The sequence below is a fragment of the Streptomonospora wellingtoniae genome (assembly GCF_031845375.1).
Classification (GTDB): Bacteria; Actinomycetota; Actinomycetes; order Streptosporangiales; family Streptosporangiaceae; genus Streptomonospora; species Streptomonospora wellingtoniae.
The window spans coordinates 108,554-126,860 of sequence record NZ_JAVREK010000003.1 but is presented as its reverse complement, the minus strand read 5'-3'; the positions used below and the strand labels follow the sequence as shown (position 1 = coordinate 126,860).

15 protein-coding genes, 1 tRNA gene and 1 riboswitch are annotated in these 18,307 nt (G+C 73.5%); of the genes, 4 read left to right on the top strand and 12 right to left on the bottom strand.

Features of this window, described 5'->3' with window-relative positions:
* Window positions 1–35: 35 nt before the first annotated feature.
* The 4 genes from RM446_RS04100 to RM446_RS04085 form a co-directional block, all read right to left on the bottom strand.
* A complete protein-coding gene (locus RM446_RS04100; RefSeq protein ID WP_311543728.1) occupies window positions 36–470 on the bottom strand; it encodes a hypothetical protein in 435 nt (144 codons plus the stop codon).
* Complete coding sequence (locus RM446_RS04095; protein WP_311543942.1) at window positions 455–940, bottom strand: transposase; 486 nt, start codon at window positions 938–940, stop codon at window positions 455–457. Before RM446_RS04095 ends, RM446_RS04100 begins: the two co-directional genes overlap by 16 nt.
* Window positions 826–1,284 carry a transposase gene (locus RM446_RS04090; RefSeq protein WP_311543727.1) on the bottom strand — a complete coding sequence of 153 codons (459 nt, stop codon included), beginning with the start codon at window positions 1,282–1,284 and terminating at the stop codon, window positions 826–828. Before RM446_RS04090 ends, RM446_RS04095 begins: the two co-directional genes overlap by 115 nt.
* Window positions 1,285–1,844: 560 nt before the next feature.
* A tRNA-Arg gene (locus RM446_RS04085) sits at window positions 1,845–1,917 on the bottom strand.
* Between the two features lie 645 nt (window positions 1,918–2,562).
* On the opposite strand from RM446_RS04085, the gene RM446_RS04080 reads away from it, so the two are divergent.
* Window positions 2,563–3,618: a cobalamin biosynthesis protein gene (locus RM446_RS04080; protein ID WP_311543941.1), complete on the top strand. Its 1,056-nt coding sequence runs from the start codon at window positions 2,563–2,565 to the stop codon at window positions 3,616–3,618.
* Entirely contained in the window at window positions 3,618–5,150 is a 1,533-nt protein-coding gene (locus RM446_RS04075) for a cobyric acid synthase (RefSeq protein ID WP_311543726.1), read from the top strand. The genes RM446_RS04080 and RM446_RS04075 overlap by 1 nt, the downstream gene beginning before the upstream one ends.
* 47 nt (window positions 5,151–5,197) lie before the next feature.
* Here the strand turns inward: RM446_RS04075 and RM446_RS04070 are convergent, their stop codons facing one another.
* The 7 genes from RM446_RS04070 to RM446_RS04040 form a co-directional block, all read right to left on the bottom strand.
* Entirely contained in the window at window positions 5,198–5,977 is a 780-nt protein-coding gene (locus RM446_RS04070) for an ABC transporter permease subunit (RefSeq protein ID WP_311543725.1), read from the bottom strand.
* Entirely contained in the window at window positions 5,974–6,918 is a 945-nt protein-coding gene (locus RM446_RS04065) for an ABC transporter ATP-binding protein (RefSeq protein WP_311543724.1), read from the bottom strand. The genes RM446_RS04070 and RM446_RS04065 overlap by 4 nt, the downstream gene beginning before the upstream one ends.
* A gap of 34 nt (window positions 6,919–6,952) precedes the next feature.
* A complete protein-coding gene (locus RM446_RS04060; protein ID WP_311543723.1) occupies window positions 6,953–7,732 on the bottom strand; it encodes a response regulator transcription factor in 780 nt (259 codons plus the stop codon).
* Entirely contained in the window at window positions 7,729–9,003 is a 1,275-nt protein-coding gene (locus tag RM446_RS04055) for a sensor histidine kinase (protein ID WP_311543722.1), read from the bottom strand. The genes RM446_RS04060 and RM446_RS04055 overlap by 4 nt, the downstream gene beginning before the upstream one ends.
* 170 nt (window positions 9,004–9,173) lie before the next feature.
* Window positions 9,174–10,814 (bottom strand): ABC transporter permease, encoded by a 1,641-nt coding sequence (locus RM446_RS04050; RefSeq protein ID WP_311543721.1) that lies wholly within the window; start codon window positions 10,812–10,814, stop codon window positions 9,174–9,176.
* Entirely contained in the window at window positions 10,811–11,743 is a 933-nt protein-coding gene (locus RM446_RS04045) for an ABC transporter ATP-binding protein (protein ID WP_311543720.1), read from the bottom strand. Before RM446_RS04045 ends, RM446_RS04050 begins: the two co-directional genes overlap by 4 nt.
* Entirely contained in the window at window positions 11,736–12,401 is a 666-nt protein-coding gene (locus tag RM446_RS04040) for a TetR/AcrR family transcriptional regulator (protein WP_311543719.1), read from the bottom strand. Before RM446_RS04040 ends, RM446_RS04045 begins: the two co-directional genes overlap by 8 nt.
* Before the next feature lie 454 nt (window positions 12,402–12,855).
* On the opposite strand from RM446_RS04040, the gene RM446_RS04035 reads away from it, so the two are divergent.
* On the top strand, window positions 12,856–13,362 hold the full coding sequence (locus RM446_RS04035) for a hypothetical protein (protein WP_311543718.1): 507 nt from the start codon (window positions 12,856–12,858) through the stop codon (window positions 13,360–13,362).
* Window positions 13,363–13,495: 133 nt separating this feature from the next.
* On the opposite strand, the gene RM446_RS04030 is transcribed toward RM446_RS04035, so the two are convergent.
* Window positions 13,496–14,068: a hypothetical protein gene (locus RM446_RS04030; protein ID WP_311543717.1), complete on the bottom strand. Its 573-nt coding sequence runs from the start codon at window positions 14,066–14,068 to the stop codon at window positions 13,496–13,498.
* 155 nt (window positions 14,069–14,223) lie between these two features.
* Window positions 14,224–14,311, top strand: a riboswitch (cobalamin riboswitch).
* 66 nt (window positions 14,312–14,377) lie between these two features.
* On the opposite strand from RM446_RS04030, the gene cobN reads away from it, so the two are divergent.
* On the top strand, window positions 14,378–18,172 hold the full coding sequence (gene cobN / locus RM446_RS04025) for a cobaltochelatase subunit CobN (protein WP_311543716.1): 3,795 nt from the start codon (window positions 14,378–14,380) through the stop codon (window positions 18,170–18,172).
* Window positions 18,173–18,307: the final 135 nt, after the last annotated feature.

The following is an 18,307-nucleotide window of genomic DNA, read 5'->3' as shown; positions in this document are numbered from 1 at the left end:
TGGATGAGGCGCGCTGGTCAGGGGCCGCTGGGGGGTTATGGGCGCGGCTGGGTGAACAAGCCCGGCTCGGTCTCCACGAGGAGGCCGCGGCTGACCAGGCGTTTGAGCTTGGAGCGCGTGTTCTCGACGTTCTTGGAAACGATGGGCAGGTCCAGGCTCTGGCACAGGTCCCGCGCGCGCAGCGGCCGGGCGAGGTCGGCGAAGGCGTCCATGATCTGTTGGTAGGCGGGATGGTCGGGCAGCACGGCAGGCGGTGCTACCGGATCGGCGCCGTCATCCTCGGCCAGGGAGAGCAGGGTCGTGCGGGTGATCTGCAGATGCGCGATCGCCTCGTCGAGTTCTGCCAGCGCCGCGGTGAGCTCGCCGATGCGCGCCCGGGCCTGCTCGGCCTCGCGGCACAGCGCCCGCTCGCGCGCATCGATGGCCTCCAGCAGCGGTTGCGCCTGGCCGCCGGTCATGCTCCGCGCCACGTGGGAGCGGAGGTGCCGGTCAGCCGCCGGGCCATCACATCGCTCATCGCCCAGTACACCCGCGACTCGGAACTGGTCGGGCGGTGCTCGTAGTCGCGGACCAGCCGCCGGTGCAGGGCCAGAGTGCCGTACGTCTGCTCGACCACCCACCGCTTGGGCTGGGGGACGAACCCCCGATCGGCCGGGTTGCGTTGAACGATGTCCACACCGATGCCCAGCGCGGCGCCGTGGTCCACGACGGCGTTCTTGAAGCCCTGGTCGACCAGCGCCGTGGTGACGGTGCCGGTCTGGGCGGCCGCCCGGTCCAGTAGCGCGGTGCCGGCGGTGTTGTCGTGGGCGGAGGCGGCCAGCACCACTACCGCCACGACCAGGCCAAGCACGTCCACGGCCAAGCCCCGCTTACGCCCGCGCACACGCTTGCCCGCGTCGTTGCCGGTCGTGGCCGCGGGGACGCCGGCCGCCGCGCGGATGCTCTGGGTGTCCAGCACGAGCAGGCTCGGGTCGGATAATGTCCCCGCTTCTCGCGCGTGTGCCAGCGCAGCAGGTCGTGGATGGTCTGGTCGGTGCCCTCGTCGCGCCAGGCGGCGAAGTAGTAGTAAACCGCGCTGGAGGGCGGCAGGTCGTGAGGCAGGAAGGCCCACTGGCAGCCGGTTCGGCCCTGGTAGAGGATCGCGTTGACGATCTCGCGCATGTCGTAGGCGCCCTGGTGGCCGCTGACCGAGGGGTGGGCGGCCTTCCAGGCCGCGATGACCGGTTTGATCAGGGCCCATCGCTCGTCGGATAGGTCGCTGGGGTAGGGCTTGCGCTGGGTCACCCGGCTATCCCAGCACGTCCAAGCCCGCCGGGCAGGGGTATCGCTACAAATCCCTCTCACCGCAGCAGGACACCTCGGGCGTCAACCCACAAAACACCCTCTAAGAGAAGGGCGGCCGATGCGGTCACGGCCGGTCTTTGCGGAGGCGTACGTGTCGGTCCTGTGTGATAGGTGGGACAGGTCACCTCCCACCCCGATGAGCTCGCCGCTCAGGTGCAGGGGTCCGGCCGATCGCAGAAGCTGCGATCCGGGGCCACCGGCAAGCGCTCCTGTGGGGCGTGAGCGGCCGGGCGGGTCGGTGACGGGCTGGGCGCCTGGTCGCCTGAGCGCGCGTGTGCGGCGCTACGTGCCGCTGCGGCGGCCGAATCCGGCGTGCCGGATCGGCCAGCGCCCGGTCGGTCGGGATCGTGCGGTGAACCCCCGCGCAAGAGTCCGGGGGCCGTTGTCTCGCTGACCTGCGGCTTCGACACGGTGCCGCAATAAGAGCACACGTGGAGCACACGCGGCCCGAATCTCGGAGGTGAGTGGCTGCGTTCAAGCCGCTCACCTGCGATGATGGGCGCACCTGGCAGGATTCGAACCTGCGACCTACGGATTAGAAGTCCGGTGCTCTCTCCACTGAGCTACAGGTGCTTGGGTTCAATTGTGGCTTGTATGCCCTGGCTGTAACGACATCGTGACCTGCGTGTTGGCGGAGCGCGTCGCGCTGGCGTAGTTACGGCCTGCCCGAGCGGCCGGGAGTCTCGAGCGGCGGGGTGGTGGCCGGGGCGGTGCTGGCTGCGGTGACATTCTAGGGTATTCGGAAGATGTCACCCATCGTCGGGCAAAACAATAACAACTACGGACATTCGTAGTTGCGTCTCGTTAGCACACGCGCTCCACCAAATCGGTCCCTACCGGCCTCTTGGAACACGTTACCCGCGATTAACCGCAGGTGGGGTGCCTGTTACCGGTGTTTCGCCAACCGGGGGGAGCGAGGGCGCGGCGAGTCGGCAGGCCAGACGGCTAGAACGCTCACCAGCCGCCGTGGGCCAGCAGGAGTGCCGAAATCGCGAGGGTCGTCATCGGGTGGGCTCCTCACGGGTCGGCGGACCGCTCTCCCCGAGTCCTCAAGGGCTCTCAGGGCTGCATGATTATCACTTTAAGTAGTTGTCATGCACGGATAGTGATCATTCGTCGTGTGTCGCGGGGGACGGTGAGAGCGCGTGCGGCCCGCGCACTACCGTTGAGCGGATGAAGAAGCTCGATCGACGCTCGGCCTGGCCGGTCGGTGTTGGGATGCTGTGCGGCGCCGGCCTGGACCGTGTGCTGCCCGATCCCCGGCGCGGGCACCCCGTGGCCGCCTACGGCGAGGCGGCCGCATTGCTGGAGCGGGCGCTCTACCGGTCCTCCCGCGCGCGGGGCGCCGCGTTCGCGGTGCTCGCCGCGGCTCCGGCGGCCGCCGCCGGCGGTTTGGTGCAGGCGCGGACGACCGGCGCCGGCCGTGCGCTGGCGGTCTGCGCGGCGACGTGGGCCGTCGTGGGCGGAGCGATGCTGGGCCGCGAAGCCGAGGCCGTCGCCGACGCCCTGGAGGCCGGCGACCTCGCGGAGGCCCGGCGCCGTCTACCGGGGCTGTGCGGGCGGGACCCGGAGTCCATGGACGAGAAGGGGATCGCACGCGCCGCGGTGGAGTCTGTGGCCGAGAACACCTCTGACGCCGTGGTGGCCCCGCTGCTGTGGGGAGGCCTCACGGGAGTGCCCGGCCTGTTCGGCTACCGCGCCGTCAACACCCTCGACGCGATGGTGGGCCACCGCTCCGCCCGCTACGAGCGCTTCGGGTGGGCCGCCGCGCGGCTCGACGACGTGGCCAACTGGGCGCCGGCGCGGCTGACCGCGGTGCTGGCCGCCGCGGCAGCGCCGGTGGTGGGCGGATCGCCCGCTCGCGCGCTGCGCGTGGGGGCGCGCTACGGCCGCCGCCATCCGAGCCCCAACGCCGGGCATTGCGAGGCGGCGTTCGCAGGCGCGCTGGACGTGCGCCTGGGAGGGAGGAACGTGTACGGATCCCGGGTCGAGGACCGTCCGGAACTGGGAGAAGGGCGCCGCCCCGAGGTCGCCGACGTCCGCCGCGCGGTGTGCTTGGCGCGCGCGGTCAACGGAGCCGCCGCAGTCGTCGCGGCCGTTTCGGCCGTCGCCCTCGCCGGGCGGGGCACCGCGGGCCGGGGCGACGGCGCATCGCGTCGGCGTCCGCGCCCGGCTCCGGGGGTGCGGAGCGCAGACGTGCGCGCCCTCGCCCGCAGCTCGCGCCGCACCGGCGCCCGGTCGCTCGCGTGCACCGCAACGGGCAGGCGGTCGTGATGCGCCGCGGACCCGCGGGCGCCCCGGCGCTGCTGGTGGCCGGGACCACCTCGGACGCGGGCAAGAGCGTCCTGGTGACCGGAATCTGCCGCTGGCTGGCCCGCCAAGGCGTCAAGGTCGCGCCGTTCAAGGCGCAGAACATGTCGCTCAACTCGGTCGTCACCGCCGACGGCGCCGAGATCGGGCGGGCGCAGGCTGCCCAGGCCGCGGCCGCCGGGGTCGAGCCGACCGCCGCGATGAACCCGGTGCTGCTCAAACCGGGCAGCGACCGCAGCAGCCAGGTCGTCGTCCGCGGCCGCCCGGTCGGAGAGACCGATGCCCTGGGCTACCGCGGGTTCAAGGACAGGCTGCGCACGGTCGCGGCCGAAAGCCTCGCCGAACTGCGCGCCGAGTACGACGCGGTCATCTGCGAGGGCGCGGGCAGCCCCGCCGAGATCAACCTGCGCGCCGGCGACATCGCCAACATGGGCCTGGCGCGTGCGGCCGGGCTGCCCGTGCTCGTCGTCGGCGACATCGACCGCGGCGGCGTCTTCGCCGCCATGCACGGCACCCTCGCCCTGCTGGAGCCCGCCGACCAGGCGCTGGTCGCGGGCTTCGTCGTCAACAAGTTCCGCGGCGCCCCAGAACTGCTGGAGCCGGGTCTGGACATGCTGCGCCGCCTCACCGGACGCCCGGTGCACGGCGTCCTGCCCTGGCTCGACGGCCAGTGGATCGACGTGGAGGACTCGCTGGCGCTGAGCGCCGAGCGCGCTCCGGCGCGGGCGCCGGTTCAGGGCCGCACTCTGCGCGTGGCCGTGGTGCGGACACCGCGCATCAGCAACTTCACCGACATCGACGCCCTGTCCGTGGAACCGGGGGTCGATCTGCGCTTCGTCACCTCGCCGCAGGAGGCGGATGACGCCGACCTCGTGGTGCTGCCCGGCACCCGCGCCACGGTCGCCGACCTGGCTTGGCTGCGCGAGCGAGGCCTCGACGACGCCGTGCTCGCGCGCGCCCGCGAGGGCCGCCCGCTGCTGGGCATCTGCGGGGGCTACCAGATGCTGGCACGGCGCATCCACGACGACGTGGAGTCCGGGGCGGGCGCGGTGCCCGGGCTGGGCCTGCTGCCCACCGCGGTCACCTTCGCCGCCGACAAGACCCTGGGCCGCCCGGTGGGTGAGGCCTACGGGCACCCGGTCGAGGGCTACGAGATCCACCACGGCCACAGCGTGCTCGACGCGGGCGCCGACGGCGACGCCGAACCGTTCCTGGACGGCTGGCGCCGGGGCGCAGTGTGGGGCACGACCTGGCACGGCGCTCTGGAGAACGACGGGTTCCGCCGAGCGTTCCTCGCCGATGTGGCCCGCCGCGCCGGCCGCGACTTCGTGCCCGCCCCCGACACCGACTTCGCCGCGGAACGGTCCGCCCGCCTGGACGCGCTGGGCGACCTGGTGGAGCAGCACATGGACACGGGCGCACTGCTGCGGCTGCTGGAGGACGGCGCCCCCGAGGGGCTTCCGGCCGTTCCGCCCGCCGGGGTGCCGGACGCCTGAGGTCGCCACGCGGCGTCCGGGCCGCCCCGGCGGCCCGGACGCCGCTCTCACAGCTGCAAGCGCCGCAGCCGCAGATACCCCAGGAGCGCCGCCCCGCATGCCCAGGCCGCCAGGACCGTCCCGCCCTCGGCCGGGCTGAGCGGGTCCTGTGCCTGGACGAACGCCGCCTCTCCGGAGCCGACGGCGAACATCCGGATTCCCGCCTGGTCCGGCAGGTACTTGGCGAACCACGCCGTGCCCTCGAGCGTGGTGAGGAGTTGGGACACGAAGAAGTAGAGGGGCGCCAGCACCGCGAGCGCCGCCACCGGGCTGCGCAGAGCCGTCCCCACCCCGATGCAGAACACCGTCGTCAGAACCAGGTAGGCGACCGCGCCTGCAAGCGCCCGGGCCGCCTCGGGCTCGTCGAACCCGGTCCCGTGGGCCCCCAGGCCCCATTGGGTCGCCAGGTAGCCCGCCAGCACCGACGGGACCGCGACCGCCAGCGCGGCCGCGCCGCCCGCCACCAGTTTCGCGGAGTAGAAGGCGCCCCGGCGCGGCACCGCCGTCAGCGCTTGGCGGATCATCCCGGAGGTGTACTCGTGGCCCACGATCACGACCCCGAACACGATGAGGGCGAACTGTCCGTATCCGGTGATCGCGACGCCCGTGGAGACCGGGTCGAACCCGTCCCGCACGACGCCCGTGCCTTCGTCGAGGGCGCGCCGGACCGACCATCCGCTCACCGCGCCGAGGCCCGCGCTCAGCGCGAACAGTGTGGCGAGGGCGGCCGCGGCCGAGCGCAGAGTGCGGATCTTGCTCGCTTCCGACGCGATCGCCGCGAGGTTCATCGCCGGTTCCTCCGTCCGTCCGCCGCCAACGGCTCGGTGCCGTGCGCGCGCCCCCCGCCGGGCGCGCCGATGAGGTCGAGGTAGGCCTCCTCCAGCGACCCCGACTCCTGCGTGAGGCCCTCCAGAACGATGCGGTGTTCGCCCGCCAGCGCCCCGATCTCGGCGGTGCCGGCCCCAGCGACGTCGAGCCCGCCGCCGGGCGACGTGCGCACCGCGTACCCGGCGTCCTCGAGGACTGCGCTCAACCGCTCCCGCTCCGCGCTGGTCACGCGCACCTTCGGCTGCGTGTAGCGGCTGATCAGCTCGCCTGTGGGCAGGTCGGCCAGGACCCGTCCGGAGCCGATGACGACGACGTGGTCGGCGGTGCGTGCGACTTCCGTCATGTGGTGGCTGGAGACGAGCACGGCCGTGCCCCGGGCCGCCAGGTCGCGCAGGAAGGAGCGCATCCACACGATGCCTTCGGCGTCCAGGCCGTTGACGGGCTCGTCGAGCAGCAGGATCTTCGGATCGCCCAGCAGGGCGCCCGCCAGTCCCAGGCGCTGGCGCATCCCCAGCGAGAACGCGGAGATCCTGGTGCGCGCCTGGTCGGCCAGCCCCACCTGTTCCAGCCGCCGGTCGATCCGCTCGGGCGGTATCCGGTTGCTGCGGGCCAGCCAGAGCAGGTGCTGGCGGGCGGTGCGGCCGCGGTGGAGCGAGTCGGCCTCCAGCAGTGTGCCGACGATGCGCAAGGGACGGGCCAGTGACGTGTAGGGGCGGCCGTCGACCAGGGCCCGGCCCCGGTCGGGGCGGACGAGCCCGAGCAGGATCTTGACGGTTGTCGTCTTACCGGCGCCGTTGGGGCCGAGCAGGCCGGTCACCGTGCCCGCGGGCGCCGAGAACCCGACGCCGTCGACCGCGGTCGCCGTCCCGTAGCGCTTGACGAGGTCTTCCACTTCGATCATGCCGACAGGCTGCCAACAGGGCCCGGAGATGTCGTCAGCCCGTGGGCGGAGGCCTGCGCTCCCCCTGCGGGCGGATGCCCCGCGCGTCGCCGCCGGCTCCGAGGCGCGGCGTGACCAGCCCCGCCTCGTACGCCGCGATGACGAGCTGGGCGCGGTCGCGCGACCCGGTCTTCGCCAGGAGGCGGCTGATGTGGGTCTTCACCGTCGCCGCGCCGACGCGCAGGTGTGCGGCGATCTCGTCGTTGGACAGCCCTCGGGCGACGAGGACCAGCACCTCGCGCTCGCGTTCGGTCAACCCGGCCGGGCACTCGCCGGCAAGGGCGGCGGCGGCCGTCCCGGGCAGAGCGGCGAACGTCGCGACGAGCCGGCGGGTCACGCTGGGGGCGAGCAGGGCCTCGCCGCGGGCGACGACCCGGATGGCGGCCAGCAGCTCCGGCGGCCTTGCCGTCTTCAGGAGGAACCCGCTGGCGCCGGCCCGCAGCGCGCCGAAGACGTGCTCGTCACTGTCGTAGGTCGTCAGGATCAGTACGCGCGTGCCCGAAGTCCGCGGGTCGCCGCAGATGCGCCGGGTCGCCTCGATGCCGTCCACGTCCGGCATCCGGACGTCCATCAGCACCACATCGGGGTGCTCGCCTTCGACCGCGGCGACCGCGTCTCGCCCGGTTCCGGCCTCGCCGACGGCCGCCAGATCCTCGGCGGAGTCGATCAGCATGGCGAACCCGGACCGGATGAGGTCGTGGTCATCGGCGACGACCACGCGGTACGGGCCCCGGCCGGTGCGGTCGCCGCGGGCGGGGGAAGGCGCGTCTGTCACGTGGAAGGCTCCGGGCGATCGGGGGGCGCGTCGGGGGACACGTTCCGGTTCTGCGGGCAGATCGGCAGGGACGCCTCCACCCGGAACCCGCCCCCGGGTTCGGGGCCGGCGCTCAGCGCACCGCCTGCGGCCGCGACACGTGCGCGCATCCCGCGCAGTCCGAGCCCGGCCGAGCGCGGCGCGCCGGAGCCGCCGGGCGGGCCGGGCATTGCCGGTCCGGTGTCGGCGATCTCCATACGCACTCCCGCCTCGCCCCGTTGTTCGACGCATACGTGGCAGGCGGTGGGAGCGGCGTGGCGTACGACGTTGGTCAGCGCCTCCTGCACGACGCGCTCCACGACCAGTTCGGTCTCGGCGCCGAGACCGTCCGGCACCCGCTCCGGCGCGAAGGACACGTCGACGCCGGCCCCGCGAGCCCGCTCGGCGGCGCGCGCCAACCGGTCCGCGAGCGGCCGGGCCGCCTGCGCGCCGGTCGGTTCGCGGCCGTCGCCGGTGAGGGCGTCCAGCAGGCGCCGCATCTCACCGACCCCCTCCCGGCTGGCCGACTCGATCGACTGCAGCGCCTGCTCGGCGCGACCGGGCTGGTGCCGGGCGACGTGATTTCCCACAGAAGCCTGCACCAGCACGGCGTTGAGCGTGCCCGAAACGACATCGTGCAGCTCCCGGGCGAGGTGCAGGCGCTCCTCGGCCACCGCCCGGAGCACGCTTTCCCGCACCGCTCGGGCCGCCTGCTCCCGTCGTTCGGCAACGGCACGCCCCAGGACCCAGGACCCGCCGAGCGCGACGGCGCTGACGGCGACCGTCGGCAGCGCCGAGAGATTGGCGCCGCCCGCGGCGACGGCCGCGAGCACCAGCGCCGCCCAGGCGAGCACCGACCACCGGGTTCGGTCGCGGGGGGCGGGAGGGGCCTGGAGCGCCACAGGGTACAGCGCGAACGCGGCGGCGAGCATGGGATCGCGTACCGCCCCCGCGGCCAGCGCAGCGGCGTTCGCCGCCAGCACGACGAGGAAGACCGGTACCGGCCGGAGCCGCCGGAATGCCAGCGGCAGCGCCACGGCCGACACGACGAGCGCGAGCAGCCATCCCCGCTGGTCGCCGCCGATCTGCCCGGGGGAGACGAAGACGATCGCATAGCCGCAGGCGACCGCCGCGTCGGTGGCGATGGCGCCGATCCCGGGCTCGGCCGGGTCGGTGCCTGGGCCGCGCGCGGGTCGTGAGCCGGTGTTTCGCGCCCGCTTGCGTCCGCCGCCTTCCCGAGGCAGGAGTCGCACGGCGAGCGCCCTCCTCGACTTGGCACCAGCGGGGTCGGGCCAGATTATACGGTCGGCGATGCGCCGCTCCTCGGCCGTGTCAGCGCGGGCCCTGGGCGGACATCGACGGCCTCGCCGCCGCGCCTGGTCGGGGCACGGGGCGAGGTGGGGCCGGGGTCGTGGCCGGTTCGTCAGACGTTGATGCCGCGCCTGCGGAAGGCAGCCAACCCCAGCGCCGCGAGCGCGGCGGCGAGCACGACGAGGGCGGCGAAGGGGCCGGCCTCGAAGGACTCCACCGGCATCTGGGCGGTGTGGTGGAACGGGGAGGCGTCCATGGCCGCGTCAGGAAGGTCCATCAGCGGGCCGAAGGTGCCCATCACCGCGCCGTAGCCGACGACGGCCCAGACCGCCGGTATCGTCCGCGGCGCCGCCCCGAAGAGCAGGACGGCCGCCCCGAGCACGACCAGCACCGCCGGTACGTGGTTCAGGTGCGCCAGGGTGAGGTCGCCGACGTGCCCGGCGTCTCCGGTGACCAACGCTGCGCCCGCGCCGATGGCCGCACCGGCCGCCGCCATCAGCACCACGACCGCGGCCGCGATGACCGCGAGGTTGCTGCCGAGCCAGGCCCAGCGGCTGACCGGGGTGGCCAGTACCGGCTCGCCGCGGCCCCCGGTCTCCTCGGTGCGCAGGCCCTGCACGGCCAGAACGGCGTACGCGGCGACGATGTAGGACATGAACCCGGCCATGTAGGCGAGGTATCCGGCGAGCATCCGGTCGGCGCCGCCGAAAAGCTCGACGAACGCGGTCGGCATGTCGTCGGCGGCGTCCAGCAGAGTCTGGGCGTAGGCACCGAAAGCCAGCGAACCGATCGCCAATGCGGCGGACCAGCCGATGATGCCCGCCCGATCCAGACGCAGGGCCAGCCCCAGTGGGGTACCGAGCGAGGCCGGGGCCCGGGAACGGCCCGCCCGCACGGCGAGGAGGCCGGAGCCCAGGTCGCGGCGGCTCAGCAGGGCGTAGCCGACCGCGAAGCCGGCTGCGGCCGTCCCCAGGGGGAGAAGCAGCGGCCACCAGCGGTCGAGCACGAACGGCGCGGTCTGCTGCCCCCAGGCCAGGGGAGAGAACCAGGAGAGCGGCGCTCCGCCCTGCTCGGCCATGTCCCCGCCGGAGCGGACCACGAACGCAGCGCCGAGCACCGCCCCGGCCATGCCGGAGGCGGCGCGGGAGTACTCGGTCACCTGGACCGCGACCGCGGCCACCCCGGCGAATGCGAGACCCGTTGCGGCGATCCCGGCCGAGAACACAAGGGAGCCATACGAGCCGTAGCCGCCGACGGCCGCCATCATCACGAAGACCGCCGCAGCCGCCGCCGCGTTGGTGGCCGCGGCGACGACCATCGTCGCGGTCAGGGCGGCATAGCGGCCGACCACGTTGGCGCGCACCAGTTCGGCGCGGCCGTTCTGCTCCTCCACCCGGGTGTGCCGGCTGACCAGCAATATGCTCATCAGCGCCGCGAGGACCAGGAAGTACAGCCCGTACCCGTTGGCGACGAATCGCTCCAGGGTCGGGTCCTCGAAGCCGTACCCGGGGCCGACCATGAGCCTGCCGACGGGGTCCCGGAACATCTGCCCGATGGCCCGCAACTGGCCCGGGTCCCCGTAGGCGGCGGGCAGCGCCGCGGTGAGGTAGCCCATGAACAGGGCGAAGCCCGCGGTCCAGGCGGGGAGCCGCACCCGGTCGCGGCGCAGCAGGAAGCGGGTCAGCGGCCAGGTGCCCGTGAAGCCGCCGCCGGCGCGCACCGTCCTCGGGGGAGCCGCTGCTGCGGGGGTCATGTCGCCGCCCCCGCCGGGGTCGCTGCGCCCTCGCCCGGCGCGCCGCCGTAGTGGCGCAGCAGCAGCTGCTCCAGCGTGGGCGGGTGGGCGACCAGGGAGCGCACGCCGAGGGGGCCCAGTGCTGCGACGACCTCGTCGAGGCGGTCGCCGTCGACCTCGAAGCGGACCTGCCCGTCGGCGCGCTCCAGGCCGTGCACCCCCGGAAGGGCGGCCAGGGAGTCGGACGGCCGGGCCGTCTCGGCGACCACGGTGGTCCGGGTGAGGTGGCGCAGTTCGGCCAGGGTCCCGGTCTCCACGATCGAGCCCTGCCGGATGATGGAGATCCGGTCGGCGAGGGCCTCCACCTGGCCGAGGATGTGGCTGGAGAGCAGCACCGTGCGGCCGGCGGCCTTCGCCTCCCGGATGCACTCCTGGAAAACCGCCTCCATCAGCGGGTCCAGCCCTGCCGTCGGCTCGTCGAGCAGCAGCAGTTCGACGTCAGAGGCCAGGGCGGAGATCAGCGCGACCTTCTGCCGGTTGCCTTTGGAGTAGGTGCGGCCCTTCTTGGCGGGGTCGAGGTCGAAGCGCCGGCACAGCTCGTCGCGGCGCTTGCGGTCGAACGACCCGCGCAGCCGGGCGAACAGGTCGATCGCCTCGCCGCCGGTGAGGTTGGGCCACAGCTCCACGTCGCCGGGCACGAAGGCAAGTCTGCGGTGCAGTTCGACCGCGTCCTTCCACGGGTCGCCGCCCAGCATCGCTGCGTGGCCGGAGTCGGCGCGCAGCAGTCCCAGCAGTACCCGCAGGGTGGTGGTCTTGCCGGCCCCGTTGGGTCCGAGAAAGCCGTGCACCTCGCCCCCGTCGACGCCCAGGTCCAGCCCGTCCAGGGCGGTGACGGCCCCGAAAGACTTGTGCAGCCCTCGGATGTCGATCACGGGCGCCTGTTCACTCATCACTGCCTTCTTCCTCTTCCCCGTCCGCGGGGAACGCGGCAAGCATCTGCTCGCGGGCCTCGTCGGTGAACAGGCCGCTCAAGGCCTCCATGGCGGCCCGCACGTAGCGGACCTGGTGCTCAGCGGGACCGTCCAGGGACATGTCGAGGAGCCGTTCGGCCTGGTCGTGCAGCACCAGCAGTCCCAGCGACCACAGCACCAGCACGGTGGTGAGGTCCCGGGGGCGGTCGGAGGGCTTGAAGATGCCGGTGCGCTCGGCCTCCTCCATGGACGCCGAGGTGGCCGCCACGATCCCGTCCACGAGGGCGTCGGCGTGCTCGGAGCCTTCGATGAGCATGCGGGCCAGGTAGCGCATCAGCGGGCGGGAGTCGGACTGCTCGCGCAGCGCATCCAGCACGTTGATGCGCGGCCCCTTGCTGAAGGCGGCGCGCTTGCCTTCCTCGATGATCGCCGCCACATACTCGTCGCAGGCGGTGCGCAGCCCCTCCTTGGAGCCGAAGTGGTGGGACACGAGGGCCTGCGAGACCCCCGCGTCCGCGGCGACCTGCTTCATGCTCGTCCCCCGCATGCCGCGCTCGGCGAAGAGGGAGACGGCGGCGTCCCGGATCCGTGCGCGCGCGGTGAGGTCGTCCGGGTTGTTCTCCGATGCTGATCGCATGATCAGCATACTAACTGATCGACCAATCAGCGACAAGGGTCGGTGCATCGCCCGACCTCGGAGACTTGGCGGAGTTCCGCTTCCCTGCGCGAGCGGTAGCGGAGCGACCCCGCCGGCATCGGCCGAAATCCGCTCCCAAGGCGTCGAATACCGCTTCGGTGCGGCTTTCTTCCTGGAGGGGTGCGCGCCGAGGCCGCGGCGTCCGGTCGCCGTCCGGGGGCCGATCAGCTCGACGGCGTCCTGCCCGGCCGGGGCTGCTGCGACTCTGCTCGGCCTGGCGGGGGAGAAGGCTGTGGACAACCGTCCGAGCCGGGGCGCGGCGCGTTACCTTGGGTGTGTTGCAGCGGCCAGGTGGTCATGGGCGCCGGATATCCGGCGGGTCCCGTCGCGGAGGCGGCCGCGGGCCGCGCAGGGCGCGGCCGAGTCCGCTTTCGCTCTCGACCTGGAGGTTCAGGTGAACACCGCCACGATGCCCGCGTCCCCGACCGCACCCGAAAGCCCGGAAAGCCCCGCACTCCGCGACCCCTGCTCCACCGACGACACCGCGGGCCCCCTTGCGCGGCGGGTGACCCTCGCCCTCGACCCCGTCACCCACGAGGAGCTGCAGCGCGCCGCCGGCCACCGGGACGTCGCCTCCTACCTCTATGTGCTCGCCGGGCGCTACGCGCGCTGGAACGAGCTGCGGGACTGGCTCTCGCAGCTGGAGGCCGCCTACGGGCCGCTGCCGCCCGAGGCGCTGGAGCGCGTCCACCGCCGGATGCTGGGCCTGCCACGCCGCAAGGACTCCGCCCGCTCGGTCTCCGTCGGCTTCAGCGACGCCGAGTTCGGCGCACTCAGCGACGCCGCCGACGGCCGCCCGGTGGCGGACTACCTACGCGAGCTGCTGGCCGGGCTTCTGTGCCCGGCTCAGGGCGCCGCTCCCGCGGGACCGGGCACGGGAGAGGGCGGGCAGCCGGGGTAGCGGCGGCCGCGTATCGGTCCGCCGGCGCGGGTGCCGGCGGACCGCCCCGGGCGGCCCCCGGGGCGGTTGCCGGACCGGCGTGCGACCGCACGCATCGGGGCCGGGCCGGGCGCCGTCGCCGTCTGCGCTCTCGTCAGGCGGAGCCGAGGGAGCGGGCGTAGTTCACCGACTGCGTCACCTGCGTGATCGTCTCCATGCCCTTCGCCGGGATCATGGTGGAGTGGTAGACGTTCGAGCCCTGGACGGTCACCTGCACATTGCCCGTGATCTTCTCCTCCTTCATCAGCAGGAAGAGCAGGCCCAGTAGTCCGAGCCCGCACGCCCAGGCGAACAGGAGGAAGGACACCACCGCGAGCACGATGCCCGTCGTCGCGATGCCCTGCGTGGTGTGGGTGAGGTCGGTGACGGTCCAGGTGCTGCCCTTGATCGGGATCCGGCCCGCGGGGGTGATCACCGTGGTCTGGGTGATGGCGATGTCGCCGATCGTGGTCAAGACCGTGTCGTTCTCCGGAACCGGTGCGTAGGGAGCCTGCCAGCCTCCCGTCTGCGGGCCCTGCCCGTAGGGAACCAGGGATCCGGCGGAGGGGTCGGCGGCCGGATAGCCGCCCGAGGGCGTCCCCGGTTGTGCGTACGGGTTGTACGGGTCGCCCTGTGGTCGCTGGTTGTAGGGGTCGCCCGGATCCGGCGGGGGCTGGGGGTAGCTCATAGTCGTCGATTCTTGCAAAACCGGAGCACCGCCGGAACCGTATCGGCGGACCGCGTCGGCGGCGAATCCCCGGCATCGGCCGCGATCGCCGCCCCGGGCCGCCACCGCTCGGGGCGGCGCCCGGGCCGTCTGCCAGGATGGGCGGCGACGGCACGAAGGAACGCGGTGCGAGTCCGCGGCTGTCCCGCAACTGTCAGGGTCTGCTCCTTGCGCCCCGCCCGGCGCCGCCCGAGCCAGGAACTTCGACCGTCGCGCCCATGTCCGGTCACGGGGCGAGGACCCCGGCACTGCCTAGAAGGACGTCCACGCGTGGCTACCATTCTGCTGCTGTCCACAGCCGACACCGAGTTGCTGGCGGCCCGGGCCGCCGATGCCGGCTACCGCACCGCCAACCCGGCCCGCACCGGTCCAGAGGACGTGGGCGGCCTGCTCGACGGCGCCGACGTCGTCGTCGTGCGCCTGCTCGGCGGCAGCGAGGCCTGGCCCGCCGGGCTGGAGCGGCTGCGCGCAGCCGGCGTGCCCCTGGTGGCCCTGGGCGGCGAGGCGGCGCCCGACGCCGAGATGATCGCGCACTCCACGGTGCCCTCCGGCGTGGCCACCGATGCCCACGCGTACCTGCGCGAGGGCGGCATCGCCAACATGCGCGAGCTGGCCCGCTTCCTGTCCGACACCGTGCTGCTGACCGGCGAGGGCTTCGAGCCGCCGCTGGCCATGCCCGAGTACGGGGTCCACGAGGTCGCCCCGCGCCCGACCGGGCGGCCGGAGCAGGGGGCCGCCGACCCCCGCCCCACCGTCGCCGTGGTCTTCTACCGCGCCCACGAGCTGTCCGGCAACACGGCCTTCGTCGACACCCTCTGCCACGCCGTCGAGGACGCAGGCGGCAGCCCGCTGGCGGTGTTCTCCGGCTCCCTGCGCGGCCTGACCCGCGACAGCCACCCCGGGCTGTTCGAGATCCTCGACCGCGCCGACGCCGTGATCACCACGGTGCTCGCCGCGGGCGGCGCGGTGGCCGCCGACGCCAGCGGCGGCGGCGACGAGGACGCCTGGGACGCCGGCGCGCTGGCCGCCCTGGACGTCCCCATCCTGCAGGGCCTCGTGCTGACCTCCGAGCGCGAGCGCTGGCAGGCCTCCGACGCCGCGCTGACGCCCATGGACGCCGGAATGCAGGTGGCCATCCCCGAGTTCGACGGCCGGTTGATCACCGTGCCGTTCTCCTTCAAAGAGATCGCCGACGACAGCGGCATCCCGGTCTACGCCGCCGACCCCGAGCGCGCCGCCCGCATCGCCGGAACCGCGGTGCGCCACGCCCGCCTGCACGCGGTGCCGCCGGCCCGGCGCCGCCTGGGCGTGGTGCTGTCCTCCTACCCGACCAAGCACTCCCGTGTGGGCAACGCGGTGGGCCTGGACACCCCCGCCTCGGCGGTGCGCCTGTTCCGCCTGCTCGCCGAGCGCGGATACGACCTGGGCGACGACGACGCGCTGTGGCGGGTGCCCGGCCGCGATGAGGATCGGCGCGAGGACGACGGAGACCCGCTCATCCACACCCTCATCCGCGCCGGCGGCCACGATGTCGAGTGGCTCAGCGAGGAGCAGCTCGCCGCGGCGACCAACCGCGTCCCGCTGGAGGACTACCGCCGGTGGTTCGAGGCGCAGCCGCGGCAGCTGCGCGACGCCGTCACCGAGCACTGGGGGCCGCCGCCCGGCGACCTCTACGTCGACGAGTCCCGCGGCACGCCCGAGATCGTCCTGGCCTCGCTGCGGTTCGGCAACGTGGTGCTGATGATCCAGCCGCCGCGCGGATTCGGCGAGAACCCCATCGCCATCTACCACGACCCCGACCTGCCGCCGTCGCACCACTATCTGGCCGCCTACCGGTGGCTGGAGGCCCCCGCCGAGCCCGCGGGCGCAGGGCGCGCCGCAGGATTCGGCGCCGACGCGGTGATCCACCTGGGCAAGCACGGCACCCTCGAATGGCTGCCGGGCAAGGGTCTGGGCCTGGCCGCCGAGGACGCGCCCGACGCCGTGCTGGGCGACCTCCCGCTGATCTATCCGTTCATCGTCAACGACCCCGGCGAGGGCACCCAGGCCAAGCGGCGCGCCCACGCCACCGTCGTCGACCACCTGGTGCCGCCGATGGCGCGCGCCGACACCTACGGCGACATCGCCAAGCTGGAACAGCTGCTCGACGAGTACGCCATGGTCAACGACCTCGACCCGGACAAGGCGCCCGCGCTGCGCGCCCAGATCTGGACGCTGATCAAGGCCGCCGAGCTCCACCACGACCTGCACCGCGACGAGATGCCCGGCGAGGACGAGTTCGACGACTTCGTCATGCACGTCGACGGCTACCTGTGCGAGATCAAGGACGTGCAGATCCGCGACGGCCTGCACATCCTGGGCGACGCCCCCGAGGGCGAGGCCCGCGTCAACCTGGTCATGGCCGTGCTGCGCGCTTCGCAGGTCTGGGCCGGCCAGGCCGGAGCGCTGCCGGGCCTGCGCGCGGTGCTGGCCGGCGCCTTCGGTCTGGACGAGAAGCAGCTGCTCGCCGAGCCGGGTGCGCGCGTCGAGGTGCCCGAGGGCCTGACCGCCGTGGCCGACGGGCCCGCACGCACCGCCTCCGACGCCCTCGACCTGGTCGACGCGCTGGCCCGCCGCCTCGTCGAGGCGATGGAGGAGAGCGGCTGGACCGCCGATGAGGCCGAGCCGGTGGTGTCCCGCGCGCTCGCAGCCTCCTCCGCCGAGGCCGACCACGCCCGCCGGGCGGTGCGGGTACTGCGCTTCGCCGCCGAGGAGGTCGTGCCGCGACTGGCCGCCACCAGCGACGAGATCGGCGCCGTCCTGCACGCGCTGGACGGCGGGCACGTACCCGCCGGCCCCTCCGGCTCGCCTACCCGCGGCCTGGTCAACGTGCTGCCCACCGGCCGCAACTTCTACTCGGTCGACCCCAAGGCCGTGCCCTCCCGCAACTCCTGGGACGTGGGCCAGGCCCTCGCCGACTCGCTGGTGCGCCGCCATCTCGACGACAGCGGCGAGTACCCGCGGTCGGTGGGGCTGACCGTGTGGGGCACCGCCGCCATGCGCACGCAGGGCGACGACATCGCCGAGGTGCTGGCGCTCCTGGGCGTGCGCCCCACCTGGGACGACGCCTCGCGCCGCGTCACCGGGTTCGAGGTTGTGCCCCTCGATGAGCTGGGTCGGCCGCGCATCGACGTCACGCTGCGCATCTCCGGGTTCTTCCGCGACGCGTTCCCGCACGTCATCGGCATGGTCGACGACGCGATCAAGGTGGTCGCCGACCTCGACGAACCGGCCGAGCAGAACTTTCCGCGCGCCCACGCGCTGGCCGACCACGCCGACCACGGCGACTGGCGGCGCGCCACCACCCGCATCTTCGGCTCCCGCCCGGGCGCCTACGGCGCCGGCCTGCTGCCGCTGATCGACGCGCGCAACTGGCGCGACGACGCCGACCTCGCGGAGGTCTACGCGGTCTGGGGCGGCTATGCCTACGGCCGCGGGCTCGACGGCCGCGAGGCGCGCTCGGACATGGAGGCCTCGTTCCGCCGGATCTCCGTGGCCGCGAAGAACCAGGACACCCGCGAACACGACATCGTCGACTCCGACGACTACTTCCAGTACCACGGCGGGATGGTCGCCATGGTGCGCCGGCTCACCGGCGGCAACCCTGCCGCCTACGTCGGCGACTCGGCCGTGCCCGACCAGGTCAAGACCCGGACGCTGGGTGAGGAGACCCGGCGGGTCTTCCGTGCCCGCGTGGTCAACCCCCGGTGGGTGGCGGCCATGCGCCGACACGGCTACAAGGGCGCGTTCGAGCTCGCCGCCACCGTCGACTACCTGTTCGGTTACGACGCCACCGCCGGCGTGGTCGACGACTGGATGTACGCCAAGCTCGCCGAGACCTACGTGTTCGACCCCGAGAACCGCGAGTTCCTGGAGCGGTCCAACCCCTGGGCGCTGCGCGGCATGACCGAGCGCCTGCTGGAGGCGGCCGAACGCAAGCTGTGGGAGGAGCCCGACCCCGAGACGCTCGACCGGCTGCGCGAGACCTACCTCGCCCTTGAAGGCGACCTGGAGGACGAGGACTGATCGTCTGATCGCACCCGTGCCCGCCCGCGGCGGTCCGCGGAGGTGCGCGCGTGCGGGGACGGCCCCGCCCCTGTGTCCGCCCCCGATCCGGGTCCGGAATGCGGCCCGCTGCTGTGTGGTTGCTCACGTCGAGGG

Coding starts and splice junctions, on each gene's coding strand:
- RM446_RS04080 (WP_311543941.1), top strand. CDS start 2,563: ATGCTGTGCGGCGCCGGCCTGGACCGTGTGCTGCCCGATCCCCGGCGC.
- RM446_RS04075 (WP_311543726.1), top strand. CDS start 3,618: ATGCGCCGCGGACCCGCGGGCGCCCCGGCGCTGCTGGTGGCCGGGACC.
- RM446_RS04070 (WP_311543725.1), bottom strand. CDS start 5,977: ATGAACCTCGCGGCGATCGCGTCGGAAGCGAGCAAGATCCGCACTCTG.
- RM446_RS04065 (WP_311543724.1), bottom strand. CDS start 6,918: ATGATCGAAGTGGAAGACCTCGTCAAGCGCTACGGGACGGCGACCGCG.
- RM446_RS04050 (WP_311543721.1), bottom strand. CDS start 10,814: ATGACCCCCGCAGCAGCGGCTCCCCCGAGGACGGTGCGCGCCGGCGGC.
- RM446_RS04045 (WP_311543720.1), bottom strand. CDS start 11,743: ATGAGTGAACAGGCGCCCGTGATCGACATCCGAGGGCTGCACAAGTCT.
- RM446_RS04040 (WP_311543719.1), bottom strand. CDS start 12,401: ATGCGATCAGCATCGGAGAACAACCCGGACGACCTCACCGCGCGCGCA.
- RM446_RS04030 (WP_311543717.1), bottom strand. CDS start 14,068: ATGAGCTACCCCCAGCCCCCGCCGGATCCGGGCGACCCCTACAACCAG.